At 36.7% G+C, this 18,935-nt stretch carries 18 protein-coding genes and 2 pseudogenes; 3 read left to right on the forward strand and 17 right to left on the reverse strand.

Annotated features, from left to right (window positions below):
• Window positions 1-13 precede the first annotated feature (13 nt).
• The 11 genes and pseudogenes from atpA to Q0X77_RS10245 form a co-directional block, all read right to left on the reverse strand.
• On the reverse strand, window positions 14-1,594 hold the full coding sequence (atpA, locus tag Q0X77_RS10195; RefSeq protein ID WP_297796870.1) for a F0F1 ATP synthase subunit alpha: 1,581 nt from the start codon (window positions 1,592-1,594) through the stop codon (window positions 14-16).
• A gap of 60 nt (window positions 1,595-1,654) precedes the next feature.
• Window positions 1,655-2,194 (reverse strand): ATP synthase F1 subunit delta, encoded by a 540-nt coding sequence (gene atpH / locus Q0X77_RS10200; RefSeq protein WP_297796873.1) that lies wholly within the window; start codon window positions 2,192-2,194, stop codon window positions 1,655-1,657.
• Window positions 2,195-2,200: 6 nt separating this feature from the next.
• Entirely contained in the window at window positions 2,201-2,701 is a 501-nt protein-coding gene (locus Q0X77_RS10205) for a F0F1 ATP synthase subunit B (protein ID WP_297796876.1), read from the reverse strand.
• A 78-nt stretch (window positions 2,702-2,779) separates the two neighbouring features.
• A complete protein-coding gene (gene atpE / locus Q0X77_RS10210) occupies window positions 2,780-2,980 on the reverse strand; it encodes an ATP synthase F0 subunit C (protein WP_019670925.1) in 201 nt (66 codons plus the stop codon).
• A 31-nt stretch (window positions 2,981-3,011) separates the two neighbouring features.
• Window positions 3,012-4,111 (reverse strand): annotated as a pseudogene (gene atpB / locus Q0X77_RS10215) (F0F1 ATP synthase subunit A).
• A 111-nt stretch (window positions 4,112-4,222) separates the two neighbouring features.
• Window positions 4,223-4,615 (reverse strand): hypothetical protein, encoded by a 393-nt coding sequence (locus Q0X77_RS10220; protein WP_297796879.1) that lies wholly within the window; start codon window positions 4,613-4,615, stop codon window positions 4,223-4,225.
• Between the two features lies 1 nt (window position 4,616).
• Window positions 4,617-4,832, reverse strand: a complete 216-nt coding sequence (locus tag Q0X77_RS10225; protein WP_297796882.1) for an AtpZ/AtpI family protein — start codon at window positions 4,830-4,832, stop codon at window positions 4,617-4,619.
• Between the two features lie 158 nt (window positions 4,833-4,990).
• Window positions 4,991-5,458 carry a polymer-forming cytoskeletal protein gene (locus Q0X77_RS10230; protein WP_297796885.1) on the reverse strand — a complete coding sequence of 156 codons (468 nt, stop codon included), beginning with the start codon at window positions 5,456-5,458 and terminating at the stop codon, window positions 4,991-4,993.
• A 35-nt stretch (window positions 5,459-5,493) separates the two neighbouring features.
• Complete coding sequence (locus Q0X77_RS10235) at window positions 5,494-8,055, reverse strand: hypothetical protein (RefSeq protein WP_297796888.1); 2,562 nt, start codon at window positions 8,053-8,055, stop codon at window positions 5,494-5,496.
• A gap of 175 nt (window positions 8,056-8,230) precedes the next feature.
• Entirely contained in the window at window positions 8,231-8,926 is a 696-nt protein-coding gene (locus tag Q0X77_RS10240; protein ID WP_297796891.1) for an ABC transporter ATP-binding protein, read from the reverse strand.
• Window positions 8,927-8,943: 17 nt separating this feature from the next.
• A complete protein-coding gene (locus Q0X77_RS10245; RefSeq protein ID WP_297796893.1) occupies window positions 8,944-10,419 on the reverse strand; it encodes a DUF5687 family protein in 1,476 nt (491 codons plus the stop codon).
• Between the two features lie 117 nt (window positions 10,420-10,536).
• Here Q0X77_RS10245 and Q0X77_RS10250 point away from each other — a divergent pair, with 117 nt between their 5' ends.
• Together Q0X77_RS10250 and Q0X77_RS10255 are read left to right on the forward strand one after the other, a co-directional pair.
• Window positions 10,537-11,592, forward strand: coding sequence for a ferredoxin--NADP reductase (locus Q0X77_RS10250; protein WP_297796896.1), 1,056 nt, complete (start codon window positions 10,537-10,539; stop codon window positions 11,590-11,592).
• 647 nt (window positions 11,593-12,239) lie between these two features.
• On the forward strand, window positions 12,240-12,854 hold the full coding sequence (locus Q0X77_RS10255; RefSeq protein ID WP_297796899.1) for a TetR/AcrR family transcriptional regulator: 615 nt from the start codon (window positions 12,240-12,242) through the stop codon (window positions 12,852-12,854).
• A gap of 5 nt (window positions 12,855-12,859) precedes the next feature.
• Here the strand turns inward: Q0X77_RS10255 and Q0X77_RS10260 are convergent, their stop codons facing one another.
• From Q0X77_RS10260 to Q0X77_RS10270, 3 genes are read right to left on the reverse strand one after another with little or no spacing between them, the layout of a single operon-like run.
• Window positions 12,860-13,909 carry a glycosyltransferase family 9 protein gene (locus Q0X77_RS10260; protein ID WP_297796903.1) on the reverse strand — a complete coding sequence of 350 codons (1,050 nt, stop codon included), beginning with the start codon at window positions 13,907-13,909 and terminating at the stop codon, window positions 12,860-12,862.
• The gene (locus Q0X77_RS10265) at window positions 13,896-14,498 is read right to left on the reverse strand and encodes a DUF4254 domain-containing protein (RefSeq protein WP_297796905.1); all 603 of its coding nucleotides are present in this window, start codon (window positions 14,496-14,498) and stop codon (window positions 13,896-13,898) included. Before Q0X77_RS10265 ends, Q0X77_RS10260 begins: the two co-directional genes overlap by 14 nt.
• 30 nt (window positions 14,499-14,528) lie before the next feature.
• Entirely contained in the window at window positions 14,529-15,461 is a 933-nt protein-coding gene (locus Q0X77_RS10270; protein WP_297796907.1) for a DUF6427 family protein, read from the reverse strand.
• Between the two features lie 39 nt (window positions 15,462-15,500).
• Here Q0X77_RS10270 and Q0X77_RS10275 point away from each other — a divergent pair, with 39 nt between their 5' ends.
• Window positions 15,501-15,722 (forward strand): uracil phosphoribosyltransferase, encoded by a 222-nt coding sequence (locus Q0X77_RS10275; RefSeq protein ID WP_297796909.1) that lies wholly within the window; start codon window positions 15,501-15,503, stop codon window positions 15,720-15,722.
• Between the two features lie 61 nt (window positions 15,723-15,783).
• On the opposite strand, the pseudogene purD reads toward Q0X77_RS10275, so the two are convergent.
• The 3 genes and pseudogenes from purD to Q0X77_RS10290 form a co-directional block, all read right to left on the reverse strand.
• Window positions 15,784-17,039 (reverse strand): annotated as a pseudogene (gene purD / locus Q0X77_RS10280) (phosphoribosylamine--glycine ligase).
• A gap of 52 nt (window positions 17,040-17,091) precedes the next feature.
• Window positions 17,092-18,063 carry a UDP-glucuronic acid decarboxylase family protein gene (locus tag Q0X77_RS10285; protein ID WP_297796911.1) on the reverse strand — a complete coding sequence of 324 codons (972 nt, stop codon included), beginning with the start codon at window positions 18,061-18,063 and terminating at the stop codon, window positions 17,092-17,094.
• Between the two features lie 17 nt (window positions 18,064-18,080).
• Window positions 18,081-18,935: exopolysaccharide biosynthesis polyprenyl glycosylphosphotransferase (locus Q0X77_RS10290; protein ID WP_297796913.1), on the reverse strand; the 855-nt coding region annotated here is incomplete at its 5' end.

Below are 18,935 nucleotides of genomic sequence, written 5' to 3' on the forward strand. Positions count from 1 at the left end.
TGAAAACTATAAATTAGCTCTGATATTTCCCTGCCAGATCTTTACAAACTGAAGTTAAGGTTTCTATTGCTTCATCTGTTAACTTCCCGGACTTCAATGAATCCAATATATCCCTGTGCTTGGCATTTAAAAACTCCAAATAATCCTTTTCGAATTCCTTTACCTGGTCAACCGGAACATCCTTTAATAAATTCTTAGACCCCGCATAAATTATAGCAACCTGATCTTCCACAGTAAATGGGTCGCTCTGGGCCTGCTTCAAGATTTCCACATTTCGCTTCCCCTTTTCAATTACATTTAAGGTAGCCGCATCCAGGTCCGATCCAAATTTTGCAAATGCCTCTAATTCCCGGAATTGTGCCTGATCCAGTTTTAATGTCCCCGCAACCTTCTTCATTGATTTAATCTGAGCATTACCCCCAACACGAGATACTGATATCCCCACATTAATTGCCGGGCGAACTCCCTGGTTAAACAAATCCTGCTCCAAAAATATTTGTCCGTCTGTAATAGAAATTACATTAGTAGGAATATATGCCGAAACGTCGCCAGCCTGTGTTTCAATTATGGGTAAAGCCGTTAAAGAGCCTCCCCCCTTAACCATAGGCTTTAAAACCTCAGGCAAATCATTCATGTTTTGTGCTATAGCATCATCATTTATCACTTTGGCCGCACGTTCCAATAATCTTGAATGCAAGTAGAAAACATCCCCTGGATATGCTTCACGTCCGGGTGGTCTTCTCAGCAATAATGAAACTTCACGGTATGCTACAGCCTGTTTGGAAAGATCATCATAGATTATTAATGCCGGACGTCCCGTATCCCTGAAATACTCTCCAATAGCCGCCCCTGCAAATGGCGCATAAACCTGCATTGGAGCTGGTTCAGAGGCATTAGCCGCCACAATTGTTGTATAAGCCAGTGCTCCTTTATCTTCCAGTAATTTTGCAATACCGGCTACTGTTGACGCCTTTTGGCCAATTGCTACATAAATACAATAGACCGGTTCTCCGGCATCATAAAATTCTTTCTGATTAATAATCGTATCAATACAAACCGTCGTTTTTCCAGTTTGGCGGTCACCAATAACCAATTCACGCTGTCCTCTACCTACGGGTATCATAGCATCTACTGCTTTTACACCAGTTTGTAATGGTTCATATACCGGCTGACGGAAAATTACCCCGGGAGCTTTTCTCTCCAAAGGCATTTCATAAAGTTCACCGGAAATAGCTCCTTTACCATCGATAGGGCTTCCAAGAGTATTAACAACACGCCCTACAATACCTTCTCCAACCTTTATTGAGGCAATTCGCTGTGTACGTTTTACTACTGCACCTTCTTTAATTTCCCTTGAGGGTGCCAGTAACACAACACCAACATTGTCTTCTTCAAGATTTAGAACAATCCCTTCCAAACCGCCTTCGAATTCAACTAATTCACCGTATTCAGCATTGGACAAACCATATACTCTGGCTATTCCATCACCTACTTGTAATACGGTCCCTATCTCATCTAATGAAGCTTTAGCTTCAAATCCGGATAATTGTTTTTTTAATATTGCAGATACTTCTGCGGCTTTTACTCCTGCCATGTTATTTTAGATCTAAGATGAAAAAAAGGAATTATCTCCCTTTACCTTCGTGATTTCTATTTAAATACTATTTGTAAATTCTCTTTTTATATTATTTAACTTATTGGAAATACTAGCATTGAATTGCAAATCTCCAAGGCGTAATATAAAACCTCCTATTATGCTTTCGTCAATTTGATTTTCCAAAGTGACTTTATTATTCGTAATTTTTTCTACTTGTTTAAGAATTTTCTTTTCCATTGATGCCGTTAGCGGAATCGCTGTGGTCACATATGCCACGTTCTCCCCTCTTAAATCCTCATTAAGAGCAATATATTTTAAGGCAACCTCATTGAGCAATCCTATTCTTTTTTTAGATACCAGTAATGAAAATAACTCTTTCGTAATATCGTTGGCATTCTTAAAAATAGATATGAGGACTTCTTTCTTTGATAGTCCTTCAAGAATTGGACTTGCCAGCACATCCTTCAGCTCATCACTGTCCGCAATGGTTTGAACCACTACACGCATATCCTTTTCAATTGCGTCTGTAGCCTTCTTATCCACGGCCAGGTTTAAAGTGGCTTTTGCGTATCGCAGAGCTGCTCTTGATTCGTTCATTGGTATCTAATTCAATTTAATATCACCAAGCATATCATCAACCAACTTTAACTGCTTCTCCTTATTAGAAAGTTGTTCTTTGATAACTTTTTCTGCAATTTCAACAGAGAGTTCAGCTACCTGATTCTTAATATCCGCTACCGCAGCCTTTTTTTCACTTTCAATGGTTGCTTTTGCCTGCTTAATGAGTTTATCCCCTTCTACCTGGGCCAGTTCTTTGGCGTCAGTGACTATCTTATCTTTTATTTCTCTAGCCTCTTTAAGGAGCGTTTCACGTTCTGCCCTGGCTTCCTTCAATAATTTTTCATTATCTGCAGTTACATTCTGCATTTCCTTTTTAGCTTCCTCAGCAGCGGCTAAGGCGTTTTTAATGCCCTCTTCACGATCATTTACTGCATTGAGGATTGGTTTCCATGCGAACTTCCACAATAAGAACACTAAAGCAATAAACAATAGTGTTTGCCAAAAAAACAGGCCTAACGAAAAATCTTCTATTAATTTCTCCATAACTATTACATCCTATTTGTTCAAGTTTTTAATTAAACTAATGGTAGCAACCAACCGTTACTACCATTAGTTATCCTTCTAGTTTTCTGCAGTTGCAAAAAGTGCAGCAAAACCGATACCTTCAATAAGCGCAGCAACAATTAGCATAGCCGTTTGAATTTTTCCGTAAGCTTCAGGTTGACGTGCAATCGCTTCCATAGCCTGGCCACCGATTCTCCCGATACCAACACCTACACCGATTACAATTAATCCTGCTCCTACAATTCTTGGAATTGTCATAGTATATATAATTAAAAATTAAACATTCAAATTAATGTGCTTCCGCATGCTCATGCTCTTCCGAAGCAAATCCAAAATACAATGCGGACAACATCGTAAATATATAAGCCTGTAATACGGCCACCAATATTTCAATCAATGAAATGGCAAAAGCCAATCCAAATGACAGCGAGCTGCCAATCCAATTCTTAAAAAGGAACATAAGTCCATAACAATATGACCTGCCTGCATATTTGCATACAAACGAATCAATAATGAAAATGGTTTTATAAAAATTCCTAAGATCTCAATAGGAATAAGGATGACATATAAGGGTATTTTAGCATACCATGGCATAGAATCCCCCAGTGGATCAAATAAATGTTTCCAATAGTCCTTTGTACCCGTTAAATTGGTGATTAAAAAAGTTAGAATAGCCAAAGCTGTAGTTATTGCAATATTCCCTGTAACATTAACCCCTGCAGGAGTTAGACCGAACATATTCAAAAACCAAATAAAAAAGAAAATAGTAAGTAGAAAAGGCATATACTTCTTATACCTTTTTTCACCTATTGTAGCAATAGCGATATCATCGCGAATGTATAGGATTATCGGTTCAAAAAACCTTCCTACCCCTTTTGCAATTCCTCCGTTCTTAGCATACGATCTGGCAAGTCCGCCAAATAATAAGAGCATCAAAATACCTGTTAGCACTATCATAACGACAGTCTTGGTGATTGATAAATCCAGGGGCTTTATGTTAGTAGGATGGTGTTCGGCATCATAATTAATCGTGCCCTCTGCATCTGTTTTATAAATTTTCCCGTGATATAAGCTATAATACTTATCTCCGGAGACAGCTACCTCCTCCCCATGATGGAACCTGGAGGACGAAAAAACCACGAATCCATCATCCCATAGAATAACAGGTAATGGAAACCCGACATGATGTGTAACCTCATCATCATCGGTATAAGAAAACAAGGAGAAATCATGTGAATCCTTAAGGTGATGTTGTATATAGTCGTCGATTTCGGTTTTTAGATCGGTATTTGTTTCTTCGCTAACCATCTCCGCATCTTTTGCGAAAATTGCCGCATTAAAAAATAATGTGGAAACCAGAAAGAACTTTACCAAAAGAGGATTTCGCATATCACTTAAAAAAAAAGGGTCTCTAAAAATCGGTGCAAATGTAAGCTATTCTCCCAAAAAGAAAAAAGCATTTAGAATTTTATTTTGCCCTTAAAACAAGCACTGGCCATTCTATTGTTGATCCAATTCGCGCATTAATTTTATAAGCTGAAAAGTCTCAACGAAAAGGCAGGTAAAGTAGGGTATAAAAAAAGTAAAAAATTCAACCTTAGAGAGTTTGCCATCCACCATAAAAATTGGATCAAAAATAAGGAAGTATATAATAAACTTTAATGTGCTTCCAAACATAAATAGAAATCCGAGATGTTTATTATGTCTTTCAGCAAAATAGAGTAGCGCAGAATAGATCCCCAGGGCCATGGCAAAATTTATGACATATCCCAGAAAAAATAGCTTGTAATCCAGATCGTAGTTGCGAACAAGGTAATATCCGGCATGTAGCAGGCCAACAATCAAGAGTGCACTAATTAACAGCCCGGTGAAAACAAGAATTCTTTTATTCAAATCAGGAGTTCAATTTTTTCGTTTGCTGAATAACCAAATACATCGAAATAGCCACTGCAAATAACGTAAGAATTATGGTATAGGTATTATTTTCCTTCTCGTATTCTGTATCGAGCCACTGCCCCAGCCTTGCGCCCAAATATATAATGACCCCCATTTGCACGGCTATCCCTGTAAGACTTAGCCAATATTTAACTTCCTTTTTCCCTTTTGTCATTTTGAGAAATATCTCTTTTGTTAGTTTCCTATTTGTCCTTGCAAGAACTACAAGATTATTGGCGTAGCAGAAACTGTTGTACAATAGTAAAGAAAGTTAATTCCTTTTTCACCTCAAAATAAGGCGGTATTTATTCGAATTAGAAATTCTGAATCTGATCAGGAAGCTTTTGCCGGTTCATTTTTGCTGCCGGATCCGCTTGTAACTCCCGACTTGAAACCTCTGGTTTCTGAACCCGTACTGCTCGCACTGCTGCCGGAATCTGGCTTAGCAGGAGCATTAGAGCCTATTCCTCCTTTACCTTTCATTGTACAAGATGCATTAAACGTGGCGCCGGGTTCAACAGCCAATTTAGCAACAGTCACGGTACCTTCAATAACCGCGGATGCCTTTAATGCCAATAAGTTGGATACCTGAAGCTCTCCGTTAAAACTACCTTCTATGTCTGCATTAACACATTCTACTTTGCCATGTATGTAGCCATCTTTGCCAATAACCACTTTGCCAGAGGTTTTTACATTGCCATCTAATTTTCCGTCGATCCTAAAGTCAGCTTCAGAAATTATATCGCCTTTGATTTTTGTGTTCTTTTCAATTCTGTTGGGTTGTCCGCCTATTTCGTTCATAGTTCTAGGTTTTTTGTTATCAGAAAACATTTTATTTATGGTTTTGGGGTTAAAACTTGATTTTTATATTCTTGTAAGTTTTTATGTACTTGGATAATTTTATAGTTGGAAGATAAAATTACGAAATTCTCATTAGCAATGCGGTAATCTTTATTTTTATTTAGTAGTTCTACATAGCCCAATGCATATTCTTTGGATCTAAATCCATGCACGACTATAAATTCATTTTCTAGATTATAAATATCCCTGGATACACTGTTGCTGTAGTTTAAATCGACTATGGATTTTTCCAAAATCTTCTTGAGAATCAATGCTTTATCATCATTTTGTCTCCTAAATGGAAATACCACCTTCCAATTGGAAGTTCCTTTTGAATCAACTTCCATTGAGAAATCCTTTGGTTCCAATTTAGGTAACTGCTCGGCGATCATTTGCTGAGCTTTTTTACCTTCCGGATTATTCGGATAATTAAGTGCTACGTAATTCAGGGCTTCCTTGAAGTCTTCATAACCCTGCAATCTCCCAATTGCATTTGCTTTTAACATCTCAAATTTAGGTACAATTGGATCTCCGGTGTATAGATTTATATTTTCTTCGGCTCCGGTTATGACCATTAAATAATCCTGATTTTTATACAATTTGAAAAGTTGCGTGTATTTGGCATCCGGGCTATCGGATGAGCCGGTTAACACTGCCTGTGGGTTAACTAAAATTTCAGCATACCTGGAATCAGGATACTTCTGTATAATATTCTGTTTCATATTGGCGGCAAGGGGAGAGCCAGATTCCTCATATATCTTGTAGAGGTTGTACATGGAAGGAAGTACCAGACGTTCCTCGGGATCTGACTTTAGCACATTCTCCAATTTACCAGAAGCCAGGAGGTTTTCCTTAAACTTCTCCTTATAAATGATCCCAAGTTGATAGTTTGCAAAATTTCTCTCCTTTTTTAGACTATCTATTACTGCAACATCTGTTGGAATCTGATCCAGATAATACTCTACCGAATATTTCTGTTCTTCCGTTAAGTCTTTAGCTTCTTCAGGTGTTCCATCGGAAATCTGACCATCCCTGGCGCCCTCTAAAAGCTGAGCTGTGTTTCTATTGCTCCAGCGCCAATCATCTTCCAAAACGCGGTCTCCCCATTTCGTTTTAAAATCATTTTTACCATATCCAAGGCTGGCAATATTATAAAAATAAAACTTCCCCTTGTTTTCTTTACCCCCTTTAGATTCGGCAAAAGCAGCAAAACCGGCATTTGCCTGAATCTCCTTTTTTAAGGCTGCTTCTTCTTCTGCCAACTTTAATTGGGCAATATAATCTTCAAAATATGCTAATTGTTCATTTTTCGGCAGATTGTAAAGTGTTATTACGCTGTCTGCGTATTGTACAATGTCTTCATAAATTATGACATCCTCAAGGTTATCCAATTTCTTCTTAATAGCCCTGAATTTCTTTGTGTTCTCGGGCAAATTAGTTAGAACGCTATCGTAATAATTACCGGCAATTTTGTATTCATTGCCATCGAAATTATATTCTGCCAGATTTTCATAGTTCAGTGCATTTAACTGAGGTGAATTTTGGGTTGCCCTAATTGACTTGTTATAATATACCACGCCAAGACTGTCTGATCCCGTTGCCATGTAAAATTCTGCCCTTTGATTGTATATTTTATCCAGAAACGGTCTGTTTTCCCTATTTTCCTCAAGATCAACGAGTTCTTCCAATATCTGTTCTTTGTTCTCCTCAGTTATATCAGTGTTTTGGATTATATGTAAATGCGAATTGATCATATAGACCCGTGGGGACCTTCTTTTAAGTTCAATAATTTTATTGAAAGCATAATTGGCGCTATCTCTATAGCCCAACTGGTTATATAGCTGCCCTATAATAAAGTAATACCTGCCTTTTTCGGGAGCCTTTTTGGTATAGGCAGAGGCTAATTTTAATTCTTGAATTGCAGTGTCGGGTGCTTTTAAGTTTATGTATGCCTGGGCCATCATTGCATGTGTATCAGCATATTCCTGGTCATTGAGCTTTTCAAACTTTAGAAGGCGGTTTAAATTTTTCAACGCAAGTTCTTCGTTGTTAAGCCTAATATTGGTTTTTTCTCTCCAAATTGTAGCTTCGTTCAGCTTATCGCTTTGTGTATATTTCCTTAGGATGTAATTAAATGCCTCAATTGCAGGTATATATCGCTGGTCAAAATATCTGGCCTTCCCCAGGAGCAGAAACGCCTCATCTGTTTGTGGATTACGCTCTTCATCAGCGATATCCATGCTATGTTTTTGAATGGCTTTGGTAGCTTTTTCTTCCGCAATTATGAAATTCGGGTTGTTATCTTCAGAATCAAGTTTTATCTCATCTTTTACTTCAAGGCGTTCAATGGGTAAAATCTCCCAATAATTATCCTGATAAGAATTGTTGAGTGCAACTCTACCTTCCTCAAATGCGTTATTCCCATTGTACAGTACATTGTACTTGGTATTCATCGCATGCCAATTGCGGTTTACAAATGTGTCTTTCTTGGTAGAACAAGCGCTAAGAATTATGCCCCCAAGAACACCAGCCAGAATAAATTTAATGCGCAGCTTCAAAATTGTTGGTATTCTATCTAATCTTAACTTAAAAACACTAAGATTATTATGCCGACGAGCCTGAATTATCGGGATTCTTTCGTATCAGTATCTAAAATATGGAAAAGCTGTTGTATTCGGACAAAAAACAACAGTGCGATTAAAAGAAAACCCTATCCATCCAAGTGATTCTTTCTTAACCCCCAAAAAACGTCTCAAGTTCTTTCAAAGTTTCTGTTGAGGTTTGAATATCCTTAACTATTTCACCTTTATTCAACACAACAATACGTTCACAAACTTCTGTAACATGGATTAGGTCATGACTGGAAACCAATACAGTGACTTCCCTGTTTTTAGTTAAATTCTTAATAATCCCTTTAAGCCTGATCTGCGTTGTAGGGTCTAAATTAGCAAAAGGTTCATCGAGGATAATAACTTGAGGGTTACCTATGAAAGAAGCTACTATCCCTACCTTTTTCTGGTTTCCTTTTGACAAATCGCGCAAATACTTTTTCTGACCCAGAATCTCCCCATGAAAAAAGTCCGAAAAATTGGACAAAAGTTCATTGACATCAGTTTTAGACTGACCTCTTAACTCACCAATGAAATAAAAATATTCTTCGGGTGTTAAATACCCTATGAGAAATGTCTCGTCTATAAAAGCTGAAGTAAAAGGTTTCCAGGCTTCACTGGTATTCACCTGTACTTCGTTGTTTAGTACTTTCCCGGTAGTTGGTTGAATAAGATCTAAAAGTAAGCTAAAAAAAGTGGTTTTACCTGCACCATTATTGCCTACCAGACCAAAACTTTGGCCTTTTGGTATTTCCAAACTTTCGATATTTAATACGATTTGATCTCCGTATTTTTTTGTAAGATTATTCGAGTAAATCATTATGCGAAAACTTATTTTTATGCAGCTTTTTGTTTATAAGCCAAAAGCGTTTTATATTTTTCTTTTTTATATATTTTTTCAATCTTTTTGAAGACTACATTTTTGAAGGCAAAGCCTAATATCCCTGTAAGTGCAACGAATATATATCCCGCAGTGGGATTAATTAGGTAATGGCCTAATCCATATATTGCCAAAGGCAATAAAAGTTTTGGCAACGTCAGCAGAAGTGTTTTTATATTAAAGGCTTGTTTATCTCCAAAGGCTTTTTTGTTAGAAGTCAGATCAATGGGAGTTTTAATATATGCGCCGCCCCATAAAACCAGGTATGAGTTTACCCCAACATTGTAAATTGCACCAACTATTACGGCCAAATAAGCATCAAGCCCAAAGAATAGGTAGAAAGCAGACAGGATTGTACTTATGATAGTAGCAATTATAATTAGATACCATTTGGAAGAAAGATACTCTTTGTATTGAATGTTTTGACTCATCATAAGAGGATAATAGGAACTATCCCAACTAGGGACAAACTGTCCAAAACTAAAGAGAAAACCTCCGGAAACAAAGATGCCTGCAAAAATCTTCCAAACAGGATTTTCATACACCTCAAGGCTCCCTGTAAAAAATAAAAGCCCATAAAAAATGAATATAAAACTCATTATAACTGTGGTTTTAGAGCGTTTATTCCTTTTAATTAGTTTAATATCATTTTTAAGGAAAGTTCCCAAGTTTCCAAATCGATTTAACCAGGTATAGTCTTCAGATTTTGCAATATCGTGCTTGGTGGCCAAACCTGCATCCAGGTACATATTTCTTTTAAAGTAACCAAAGGCAGCAAAACACAGCGCTGCTAATGCTCCCCAGGAAATTAGGGCAGTCCATGGAATATCATAGAACATATCGAAAACCGGAGCAGTAAATACTGTAATATCAAACCAGCCATAATACTGACAAATACCCAGAATGGCCAATAAAGCAACTAAGGGATAAAAAACACTATCCTTATTATTCATCATTATATTGATGAAATTATTACAATAAAACAGTGCCATAATACCCAAATGCCAACCAATAACACCTAGCGGGTTATATCCTTCAACTAGCAAAACGATAGAAAATGGCACAAAGAAAAATGCATGTGCCCAGTTAAAAAAAGAAAAAATGGTTTTCCCCAGAGAATAAAAAACTACCTGGCTTTTCTTAAAAGGAAGATAGAGTAACGGTTTAATATTCAAAATGGGCATCTTTTGCAACATATACCGTATATATATGTCCATCACCACATAGTATATCATGTATTGGTTAACAAATCTTAAAGGATCTCCGAGTCCTTCTTTTTTAATTATAAAATACGACCCTACTCCTAAAGCAAGGAATATTGCGATAAAATACAATGCTCCGAAAATCATTAATATTTTAAATGCAAGATTTGTTTTAAAAGAAGCGGACCTGAAAAATGATTTCCACTGAAGGTTAAAAAAGTGTTTTAACATGAAGGCGAGTGTTTTCTCCAAAAGTTAGTAGCTCAAATATAGATTTTGTTACAAACAGAAGCTAATTTCTAATCATTAATCCAAAGCATTTCTTAATTTTGCAAAAATTTTTATTTGATGAGTGATTTTTATTCTCTTAGTATAGACAAGATATCCAGGTTAACTCCAAATTCAGTTGCGGTAAGTTTTTGTATCCCTGAAGAATTGCAAGGTGAATTTGCTTTTGAAGCTGGTCAATATATTACCATAAAACACCATGTTAACGGAGAAGAGATCAGGCGGTCTTATTCCATTTCTTCAAGTCCAAAAGACAAACAAATAACTGTAGGCATTAAGAAAGTGCCGGAAGGTCGGTTTTCGGTATATGCCAATTCGTCCCTGAATGAGGGAGACCAATTAGAGCTAATGGCTCCTGAAGGTAGGTTTGTTTATAAACCTTCTGTCAATCCGGAAAATATATGTGCCTTTGCAGCCGGAAGTGGAATAACACCAATTATGAGTATTGCGAAAGCGGTATTGGACGGTCATCCGGAGAATACGTTTGTTTTGGTTTACGGAAATCAAAACAAACCCGAAACTATGTTCTATGATGAGATTTTAGAACTGGCAAATACGTATAAAGACCGGTTTACTGTACAGTTCGTTTATAGCAGGGCTCACGAAGATGATTCACTGTTTGGAAGGATAGATGCTTCGGTAATAAACTTTATTCTTAAAAACAAATGTAAGGATATCAGTTTTAAAACATTCTATCTCTGTGGCCCGGAAGACATGATAACCCTGACCAGCGAATTATTAAAAACAAACGGGGTTTCTGAGGATTCAATTTATTTTGAACTTTTCACAAGCAGTGAAAATGAAGATGAGGATTCTAAAAACATAAGTCTTGAGGGCAAAACTGAGTTAGAAGTTGTTTTGGATGATGAGGTTCATTCCTTAATTATGGATAAAAACACAACGGTTTTGGATGCAGTACTGGATGAAGATATCGATGCACCTTATTCCTGTCAGGGTGGGGTTTGCAGCACTTGTATTGCAAAAGTTACTGAAGGTGAAGCTAAAATGGACAAAAACCAGATCCTTACCGATAGTGAAATTGCTGAAGGGTTGATACTTACTTGTCAGGCTCATCCGGTAACTGCCACATTAAAGATAGACTATGATGATGTTTAATGATTTTTGTCCTACTTGTTTTATTTGAAGCCTAAATATAGCATTCAACACCTGTTTTATCATTAAGTAGTTAAGAATACGAGCAACATAGTGAACACAGGCCTGATATTTTCAATTGAAAAGTTAGTTTTGCGTAAAATTTTTATTAATCAGACTTGCTTTTTACAAACTCAGTAGTTGGTTTTAACTAAGATTATCTTACTAACTTACCTAATTGCTGCACTTTGTCTCCGAAATCTGTCTCAACAGCTTCTTTTTTATTTTATTTGGATGCTGTCTGTAATCCTATTAAAAACTAAGTGGTTGGTTTTTACTTTTTTATTGGTTTTTGCAGCGGATGCTTCCTCATATCAGCTATCGGGATCCAATAATGTCCAAATTTGTACATGATCCTGTATTAAAAAATGCTAATCCTAAGCCGAAAAAAGACTTTAGATCATAGAAATATGACTCGAAATACCGTTGGTCGATATTTTTTACCGACTAAGTGGTCGGTAAAAATCAAGGTCTGTTAGGTAGTTTATCGGGAATTAAACATTTTAACGAGTTTTTAAAGTCATACATCCTTAAATATTCAGCTTCCTGTGGTTTCAGGGGTTCTTTGTTTAGAGACTTGATAGTCTGTTTAACCCCAAAACCCAAATCTAATGGATAAGAATTTAAAACGCATGGCTACCATGCATCGAATGCAAGTTACCGGCTTGGAATTGTTTTACAAGAATGGTTACTATAACACAAGTATAGATGATATTTTAAAATCTCTTTCTCTTTCTAAGGGCGCTTTTTATTATCATTTTCAATCTAAAGAAGATTTCTTTGTAAGTATTGTTCAAAACCTGGTGGTACGAAAAGTATATAGCCTTTTAATTGAACCAATTGAAGGAAAAGAAAACCCAGTCCTTGCAATTGAAAAATGTTTTGAGAATGCTTTAGAAACCGCCGAGCACAATGAAATGGACTTCGGTTTCATTCTTAGTAATTTTATTTCAGAATTCAATGGTAAAAATACGGTCATTTCTAATTACCTAATGGATATTTATAAAGTTTGGGAAGTGAATTTAATCTCAATCCTTCAAAAAGGTAAGTCCGACGGATATTTAGATAGACATATTGATAGTGAAGGTGTTGCAACCTACCTGATTTCCTCATTCATGGGCGTAAGAACCCTTATGGTGAAAGGTAACTGCAGAAATTTACGCTACAAGTATATGCAGCAGTTAAGGCATTATTTTAAGTCAATAGCCCAAAAAGAAGTCGCTTAATGAAATCAATCGGTTTCGAGTATCCGCCTAATTAATTGAATTACGCTATCGGGTTCTATGGTAGACATCACATTTGCATATCCCTCGGGCATTTTGTTTCCATAGACAGAAGTGGGTATTAAAGGATATTCTGTTCTGTCAGACAGCAGGCTGTTTTCAGGGGGCTGATTAAAAGGGGCAAAACCCGCATAAGGATGAGTTACCCCCCAGAGCGTGACGGTTGGTATATCATAAATTGCAGCAAGATGACCATTTCCGCTGTCCATGGAAAGCATAAGATCCAGATTGGAAATTAAACCCAATTCCTCCCTGAATGAAAGTTTTCCAATTGTATTGATACAATTTTGATAGGAAGCAGACCAATCCTTAACTATCTCATTTTCAAGCTTGCCTCCGCCAAAAATCAATATTTTATACTTTTTGGTATTATTTAGAGTTGCGATTATCTCCTCCATAAGGTCCCTGGGATACATTTTTCCCGGATAGGTAGCAAAAGGAGCAATTCCTATCCATTTCAGGTTATCCTTCCCGACTAATTGAAGTGCCTTTTCGGACAGTTTAGCTTTTGATTTTGGACTACTAAACTCCAGGTTCAACGGATACCCCAGTTTATCGAAAACATCTGCATAACGCTGGAATGTAGATTTTAGGGGCATAAATACCTTATTCTTGTGCGCGGTTAAAGCTCTTTTCTCTTTTCTGCCTTTATCAATCTGTACAAAAGGTATTTTAGTTGATCTAAAAAATCCCCTTAAAATAGAACTCCTTAGCACATTGTGAAGGTCTGCTACAGCATCTATACCCAATCCGTTTAATTCCTTAAATAATTTCCACAAGCCAAGAATACCTTTATGTTTTCCATTAACATCTGCCTCATAAACATTAACATTAGATAACTGTTCAAACAGGGGACTAAAAAAGGCTTTGGTGAGAACGGTAACCTTTAAGTGCGGAAATTGGTTGTTAAGGGCGCTTAAAACAGGGACTATCATGGCGACGTCGCCCATGGCCGACAAGCGTATTACCAGAAGATGATTGAACTTACTTTTGCCCACGCAAAACAGGATTTAACTCCTCATCGTTATACATCTTCATTTGCTTATATGTCTTCATATAAATACTACCCTCTTCTATGGCAGACAACAATTGGTCTATTGCGGTGGAAAGGTCTTCTTTTTGCTCAAGAAGTATATCTAATTTCTGACGGCACTTTTCAAGGTGTTCTTTGGAAGCGTCCGTCCGATTAACTTCCTCTTGCATATGATAGATCTTTAGCGCCAAAATTGAAAGACGATCAATGGCCCAAGCCGGGCTTTCTGAATTAATCCTGGCATTAGGCAAAGCTTGTACCGATTGGTATTTATTTAAAAAATAACTGTCTATGTATTCTACTAAATCTGTTCGATCCTGATTACTGGCATCAATTTTTCGTTTTAATTCCAGGGCTTTTCCAGGATCTATTTCAGGATCTCTGATAATATCTTCATAATGCCATTGGACCGTATCAATCCAATTTTTTCTATACAGGAGGTGTGTGATATCCGTTTTGGGGTACGGATTACTAAATGATTGATTAACATCATCCTTAATGTGATATTTACTAATGCTTTCCTCAAATATTTTGAAGGCTGATTTACTGAACATTGTGGCTTGAATTTGGTACAAATATACCCTTTATTTGATAATCACTTTTGTAATTAATACCAGAAAAGGGGTTACTATAGAAGCTATAAGGATTATTTCACGTAAAGTAGCTTTCTTAATAAACTCAATATACTTTGTCAGAAATATTGCACTCGCAAAAAATGTAATAATTACAGGAGATATTTCATCTGTTGACTTTAAAAAGGTCACAGTTAACCCGAGTGCAAGTGAAATTGCGATTAGGCGCATTGTAATAATCTTGCCAACGCCTAATTTTCCCATTTTTATAAACGCCAAAGTTGCCATAATGACCATTATTACACCATATATAGCAAGCTTCGAACTGTTAATCCAATACCCTATTATGTCAATTCTTAAGGAGAATTGATAATGATTTCCAAAAAAGTCCAGATTATCAGTTAATAACAGAAAACAATATACAAGAATACCAATAGCAAAGATCCCGGTCAAAGGAACCAGCCAGTTTTTGATGTTTTTGGGTTCGTAAAAGTAAATAGCAATATAGACCAGTATTAGGTAAATAATTGCCCAATCATAAAACAGACTGGCTACAAGAGTCCAGATGGTAGCATCAAATACTTTTAACTTTATATTCTTGAGGGATTTAAGGCTAATAAGTCTTCTTAGTGCCAAAAGAAGGAAGAAACTACAAAAGATGCCGTTATTATCGAGCAAAACTTCAGGAAAAACAACTATAAACAGGGCGTAATATAAAATGGCATAAGAATTAGTAGCAGTAATTTGATTACGCTTGGCAATAAAATCAACTACAAAAACACTAAATAGCAGGACACCAAGAACAATGAATTTTAACACTAATTCTTCTGTAGAGTAAGCTTGCGGATAAAGCACAAAATGGACAAACCAATAGAAAAGGAACAAAAATCCAAGGATAATAATGAAGTTTATCGGTTTTGTTTTTCCAAAAATGCCTGAAATCATCCTGGGATTTTATATTTTTGTACTGTAAATATAACCAAGATGAGAGCATTTTTTGAAGGCATAGAAGATTTATTCGTCAATGGACTTTTCTGGCCTTATGATTTTTTTCGATTTATGTCTAATTGGTGGACCTCCAATACGATAAACTGGATTTTCGCAATTCTGGGTACAATTGCCATGGTATACTGGTTAATACAACTTAAAAAGTTTGACGATAGCGGAGAAGAAGATAAGACTATAACTGCACATTCTTACCTTTAAGAGTTTCTTTTAAAGTTTCTTCATTCTATTGACTGGCATTTAAGGTATTGGTTCTAACTTTCTAAAGATCAAAACCAAGGTCTTTCCTGTAATACATGCCGTCGAAGTGGATTTTATCAATATTCTGATACGATTTCTGAAGGCCTTCTTTAAAATCTTTCCCAAAAGAAGTAACAGCCATAACGCGTCCGCCATTCGTCAGGATCTTATTATCCTTAATTTTGGTGCCTGCATGGAATACTATGGATTCGTCAACACTTTCTATTCCTTCAATTTCAATCCCTTTTTTGTAAGCCTGTGGATATCCGCCAGAAACTAACATATTTTATCTATTTGAAGATCAAGAGAATCCAGGTTACCTTTGGCTACGGCTTCAAAGAGTTCAACCAGATCGTTCTTAATCCTAGGTAAGACCACTTCTGTTTCGGGGTCCCCGAGACGTACGTTATATTCAATAACAAAAGGATCATCTCCTACTTTTATTAACCCAATAAAAATAAACCCTTTATAAGGTAATTGATCTGTTTTTAAACCGTCTATAGTTGGCTCTATTATTCGTTCTTGGACCTTCTCTAAGAATTCTTCGGAAACAAACGGAACCGGTGAAATAGCCCCCATTCCTCCTGTATTCAGTCCTGTATCTCCTTCCCCAATACGCTTATAGTCCTTTGCCATAGGCAAAACTTTATAATTTTCGCCATCGGTTAATACAAAACAACTGAGCTCTATTCCCGACAAAAACTCTTCTATTACCACAACGGAGCTTGCGGAGCCAAATTTTGCGCTAAGAAGCATCTCCTGCAGTTCTTTTTTGGCCTCTTCAAGGTTTTGAATTATTAAGACGCCCTTTCCTGCTGCCAGTCCATCGGCTTTCAGCACATAAGGTGGATTTATGGTTTCTAAGAATTGCAGCCCTTCTTCAAATTGATTAGCGGTAAAACTCTTGTAAGATGCTGTTGGAATATTATGTTTTATCATAAATTTCTTGGCATATTCCTTACTCCCTTCCAGGGTAGATGCCATTTTCCTTGGGCCAATAACAGAAACTTCTTTTAGTAAAGCGTCTTCAAGAAAAAAATCGTGAATCCCTTTTACCAGCGGATCTTCCGGGCCAACCACCACCATCTTAATACCTTCCTTAAGGACAAGTTCTTTGATTGCATTAAAATCATTCACATCTAAAGGAATATTAGTGCCAATATCAGCTGTTCCAGCATTTCCAGGCGCGATAAATAATTTATTTAGTTTAGGGCTTTGTTTTAGTTTCCAGGCCAGGGTATGTTCTCTACCTCCGGAGCCAATGATAAGTATGTTCATGTCTAATAAGTATCGCTAATAATATTGTACACTGAATTATAGGCCATAGTATTTATGAAAATTCCCTATGTTCTTTGATTTTTAATTCTTCGGGAGATAAGGAACGAAAGTATTCAAAGACCTTTTTAAGGCCTTCAGATCGCTTCACTTTTGGCTCCCAATTTAAAATTTCTTTGGCTCTTGTAATATCGGGTTGACGTTGCATAGGATCATCTTTTGGTAATGGTTTGTGAATTATTTTTTGCGATGTTCCCGTAAGTTTAATAATTTCTTCAGCAAATTCGTTTATTGTGGTTTCGTGCGGGTTCCCAATATTCATAGGATCTGTATAATCGCTCATTAGAAGCCTGTATATGCCCTCAACCTGATCATCTATATAACAAAAAGAGCGTGTTTGCTTACCATCTCCAAAAACGGTAAGGTCCTCACCCCGTAATGCTTGTCCCATAAAAGCAGGAACCACCCGTCCGTCGTTCAGCCGCATCCTTGAACCGTAGGTGTTGAATATCCTTACAATTCGTGTATCTACACCATGAAAACGATGGTAGGCCATGGTAATGGACTCCATAAAACGTTTAGCCTCATCATAGACTCCTCTTGGGCCAACGGGGCTAACATTGCCATAATAGTCCTCATTTTGCGGATGTACCAAAGGGTCTCCATATACTTCGGAAGTTGAAGCGACAAGAATAGTAGCGTTCTTTTCTTTTGCAAGGCCCAGAAGATTAAGTGTCCCTAAAGAGCCCACTTTAAGTGTTTCAATAGGGATCTTCAAATAGTCTATTGGACTGGCAGGGGACGCAAAGTGCAAAATATAATCCAGCTTACCGGGAACATGCACAAAGGTCGTTACGTCATGATGGTAAAACTCAAATTGCTCCAAAGGAAATAAATGTTCAATATTTTTTATATCCCCTGTAATAAGGTTATCCATGGCAATAACATAGTAACCTTCTTTGATAAACCGGTCACATAAATGCGAACCTAAAAATCCTGCAGCGCCGGTTATTAAAACTTTCTTCATTTCTTCAATTTTTTTGATCAATATGCCTTTTCATCTCCAGAAATACCCAACAGTAAGGTTTGTATGATAATTTTAAGATCCAGAAAAAATGACCAGTTCTCAATGTAGAAAATATCAAATTTTATTCTGTTTTGGATATCACTATCCTTTTCTATTTCCCCCCTATAACCACGAACCTGTGCCAAGCCTGTTATGCCCGGTTTAACAAAGTGGCGTAACATGTATTTATTTACTCTGCCTGCATATTCATCCGTATGTTTTATCATATGTGGACGTGGGCCAACCACAGACATGTTACCAAAAAGCACGTTATAAAATTGAGGTAGTTCGTCAATACTGGTTCTCCTTAGAAACCTTCCAATTTGTGTAACACGCATGTCATTTTTCCCGGCTTGCTCAATATCTGAGGCTGGATTCACTGTCATAGATCTGAATTTAAAACAGGTAAATTCATTATTATCAAATCCGGTCCTTTTTTGAACAAAGAATACCGGACCCCTAGATTCTATGGTAATTAGTAATGCCAATATTGGAGCTATCCAAATGAGGAGTCCAAAAATTACAATCAGGGAAAATACGATATCAAAAGTTCTCTTTAAGACCGCATTGATAGGATTATGCAGGGGAATATCGCGCAAAGAAAGAATGGGTAGGTAATCGTAATATTCAAACTTTAATTTTTTAGAGAAAATATTTTTATTGTCAGGCAAAAATTTAAGGGTTTTTAAGTTATTATCTGCAAAATTAATAAACTCAGTTAGCTCCTCATTTCTCAATTCTGAAACCGAACAGTATATTTCATCAATTTTTTCTTCTACTCTAAATCTAAAACATGAATGTATGTCAAACTCTTCTTGCCGGGGACAAAATTG

The sequence above is a fragment of the uncultured Eudoraea sp. genome, assembly GCF_947258925.1.
In the GTDB taxonomy this organism is placed as follows: domain Bacteria; phylum Bacteroidota; class Bacteroidia; order Flavobacteriales; family Flavobacteriaceae; genus Eudoraea.

What these genes read in the sequence shown, in the direction of transcription:
- atpA (WP_297796870.1), bottom strand. Translation starts at nt 1,594, where the DNA reads ATGGCAGGAGTAAAAGCCGCAGAAGTATCTGCAATATTAAAAAAACAA.
- atpH (WP_297796873.1), bottom strand. Translation starts at nt 2,194, where the DNA reads ATGAACGAATCAAGAGCAGCTCTGCGATACGCAAAAGCCACTTTAAAC.
- Q0X77_RS10205 (WP_297796876.1), bottom strand. Translation starts at nt 2,701, where the DNA reads ATGGAGAAATTAATAGAAGATTTTTCGTTAGGCCTGTTTTTTTGGCAA.
- atpE (WP_019670925.1), bottom strand. Translation starts at nt 2,980, where the DNA reads ATGACAATTCCAAGAATTGTAGGAGCAGGATTAATTGTAATCGGTGTA.
- Q0X77_RS10225 (WP_297796882.1), bottom strand. Translation starts at nt 4,832, where the DNA reads ATGACAAAAGGGAAAAAGGAAGTTAAATATTGGCTAAGTCTTACAGGG.
- Q0X77_RS10230 (WP_297796885.1), bottom strand. Translation starts at nt 5,458, where the DNA reads ATGAACGAAATAGGCGGACAACCCAACAGAATTGAAAAGAACACAAAA.
- Q0X77_RS10240 (WP_297796891.1), bottom strand. Translation starts at nt 8,926, where the DNA reads ATGATTTACTCGAATAATCTTACAAAAAAATACGGAGATCAAATCGTA.
- Q0X77_RS10245 (WP_297796893.1), bottom strand. Translation starts at nt 10,419, where the DNA reads ATGTTAAAACACTTTTTTAACCTTCAGTGGAAATCATTTTTCAGGTCC.
- Q0X77_RS10250 (WP_297796896.1), top strand. Translation starts at nt 10,537, where the DNA reads ATGAGTGATTTTTATTCTCTTAGTATAGACAAGATATCCAGGTTAACT.
- Q0X77_RS10255 (WP_297796899.1), top strand. Translation starts at nt 12,240, where the DNA reads ATGGATAAGAATTTAAAACGCATGGCTACCATGCATCGAATGCAAGTT.
- Q0X77_RS10265 (WP_297796905.1), bottom strand. Translation starts at nt 14,498, where the DNA reads ATGTTCAGTAAATCAGCCTTCAAAATATTTGAGGAAAGCATTAGTAAA.
- Q0X77_RS10270 (WP_297796907.1), bottom strand. Translation starts at nt 15,461, where the DNA reads ATGATTTCAGGCATTTTTGGAAAAACAAAACCGATAAACTTCATTATT.
- Q0X77_RS10275 (WP_297796909.1), top strand. Translation starts at nt 15,501, where the DNA reads ATGAGAGCATTTTTTGAAGGCATAGAAGATTTATTCGTCAATGGACTT.
- Q0X77_RS10285 (WP_297796911.1), bottom strand. Translation starts at nt 18,063, where the DNA reads ATGAAGAAAGTTTTAATAACCGGCGCTGCAGGATTTTTAGGTTCGCAT.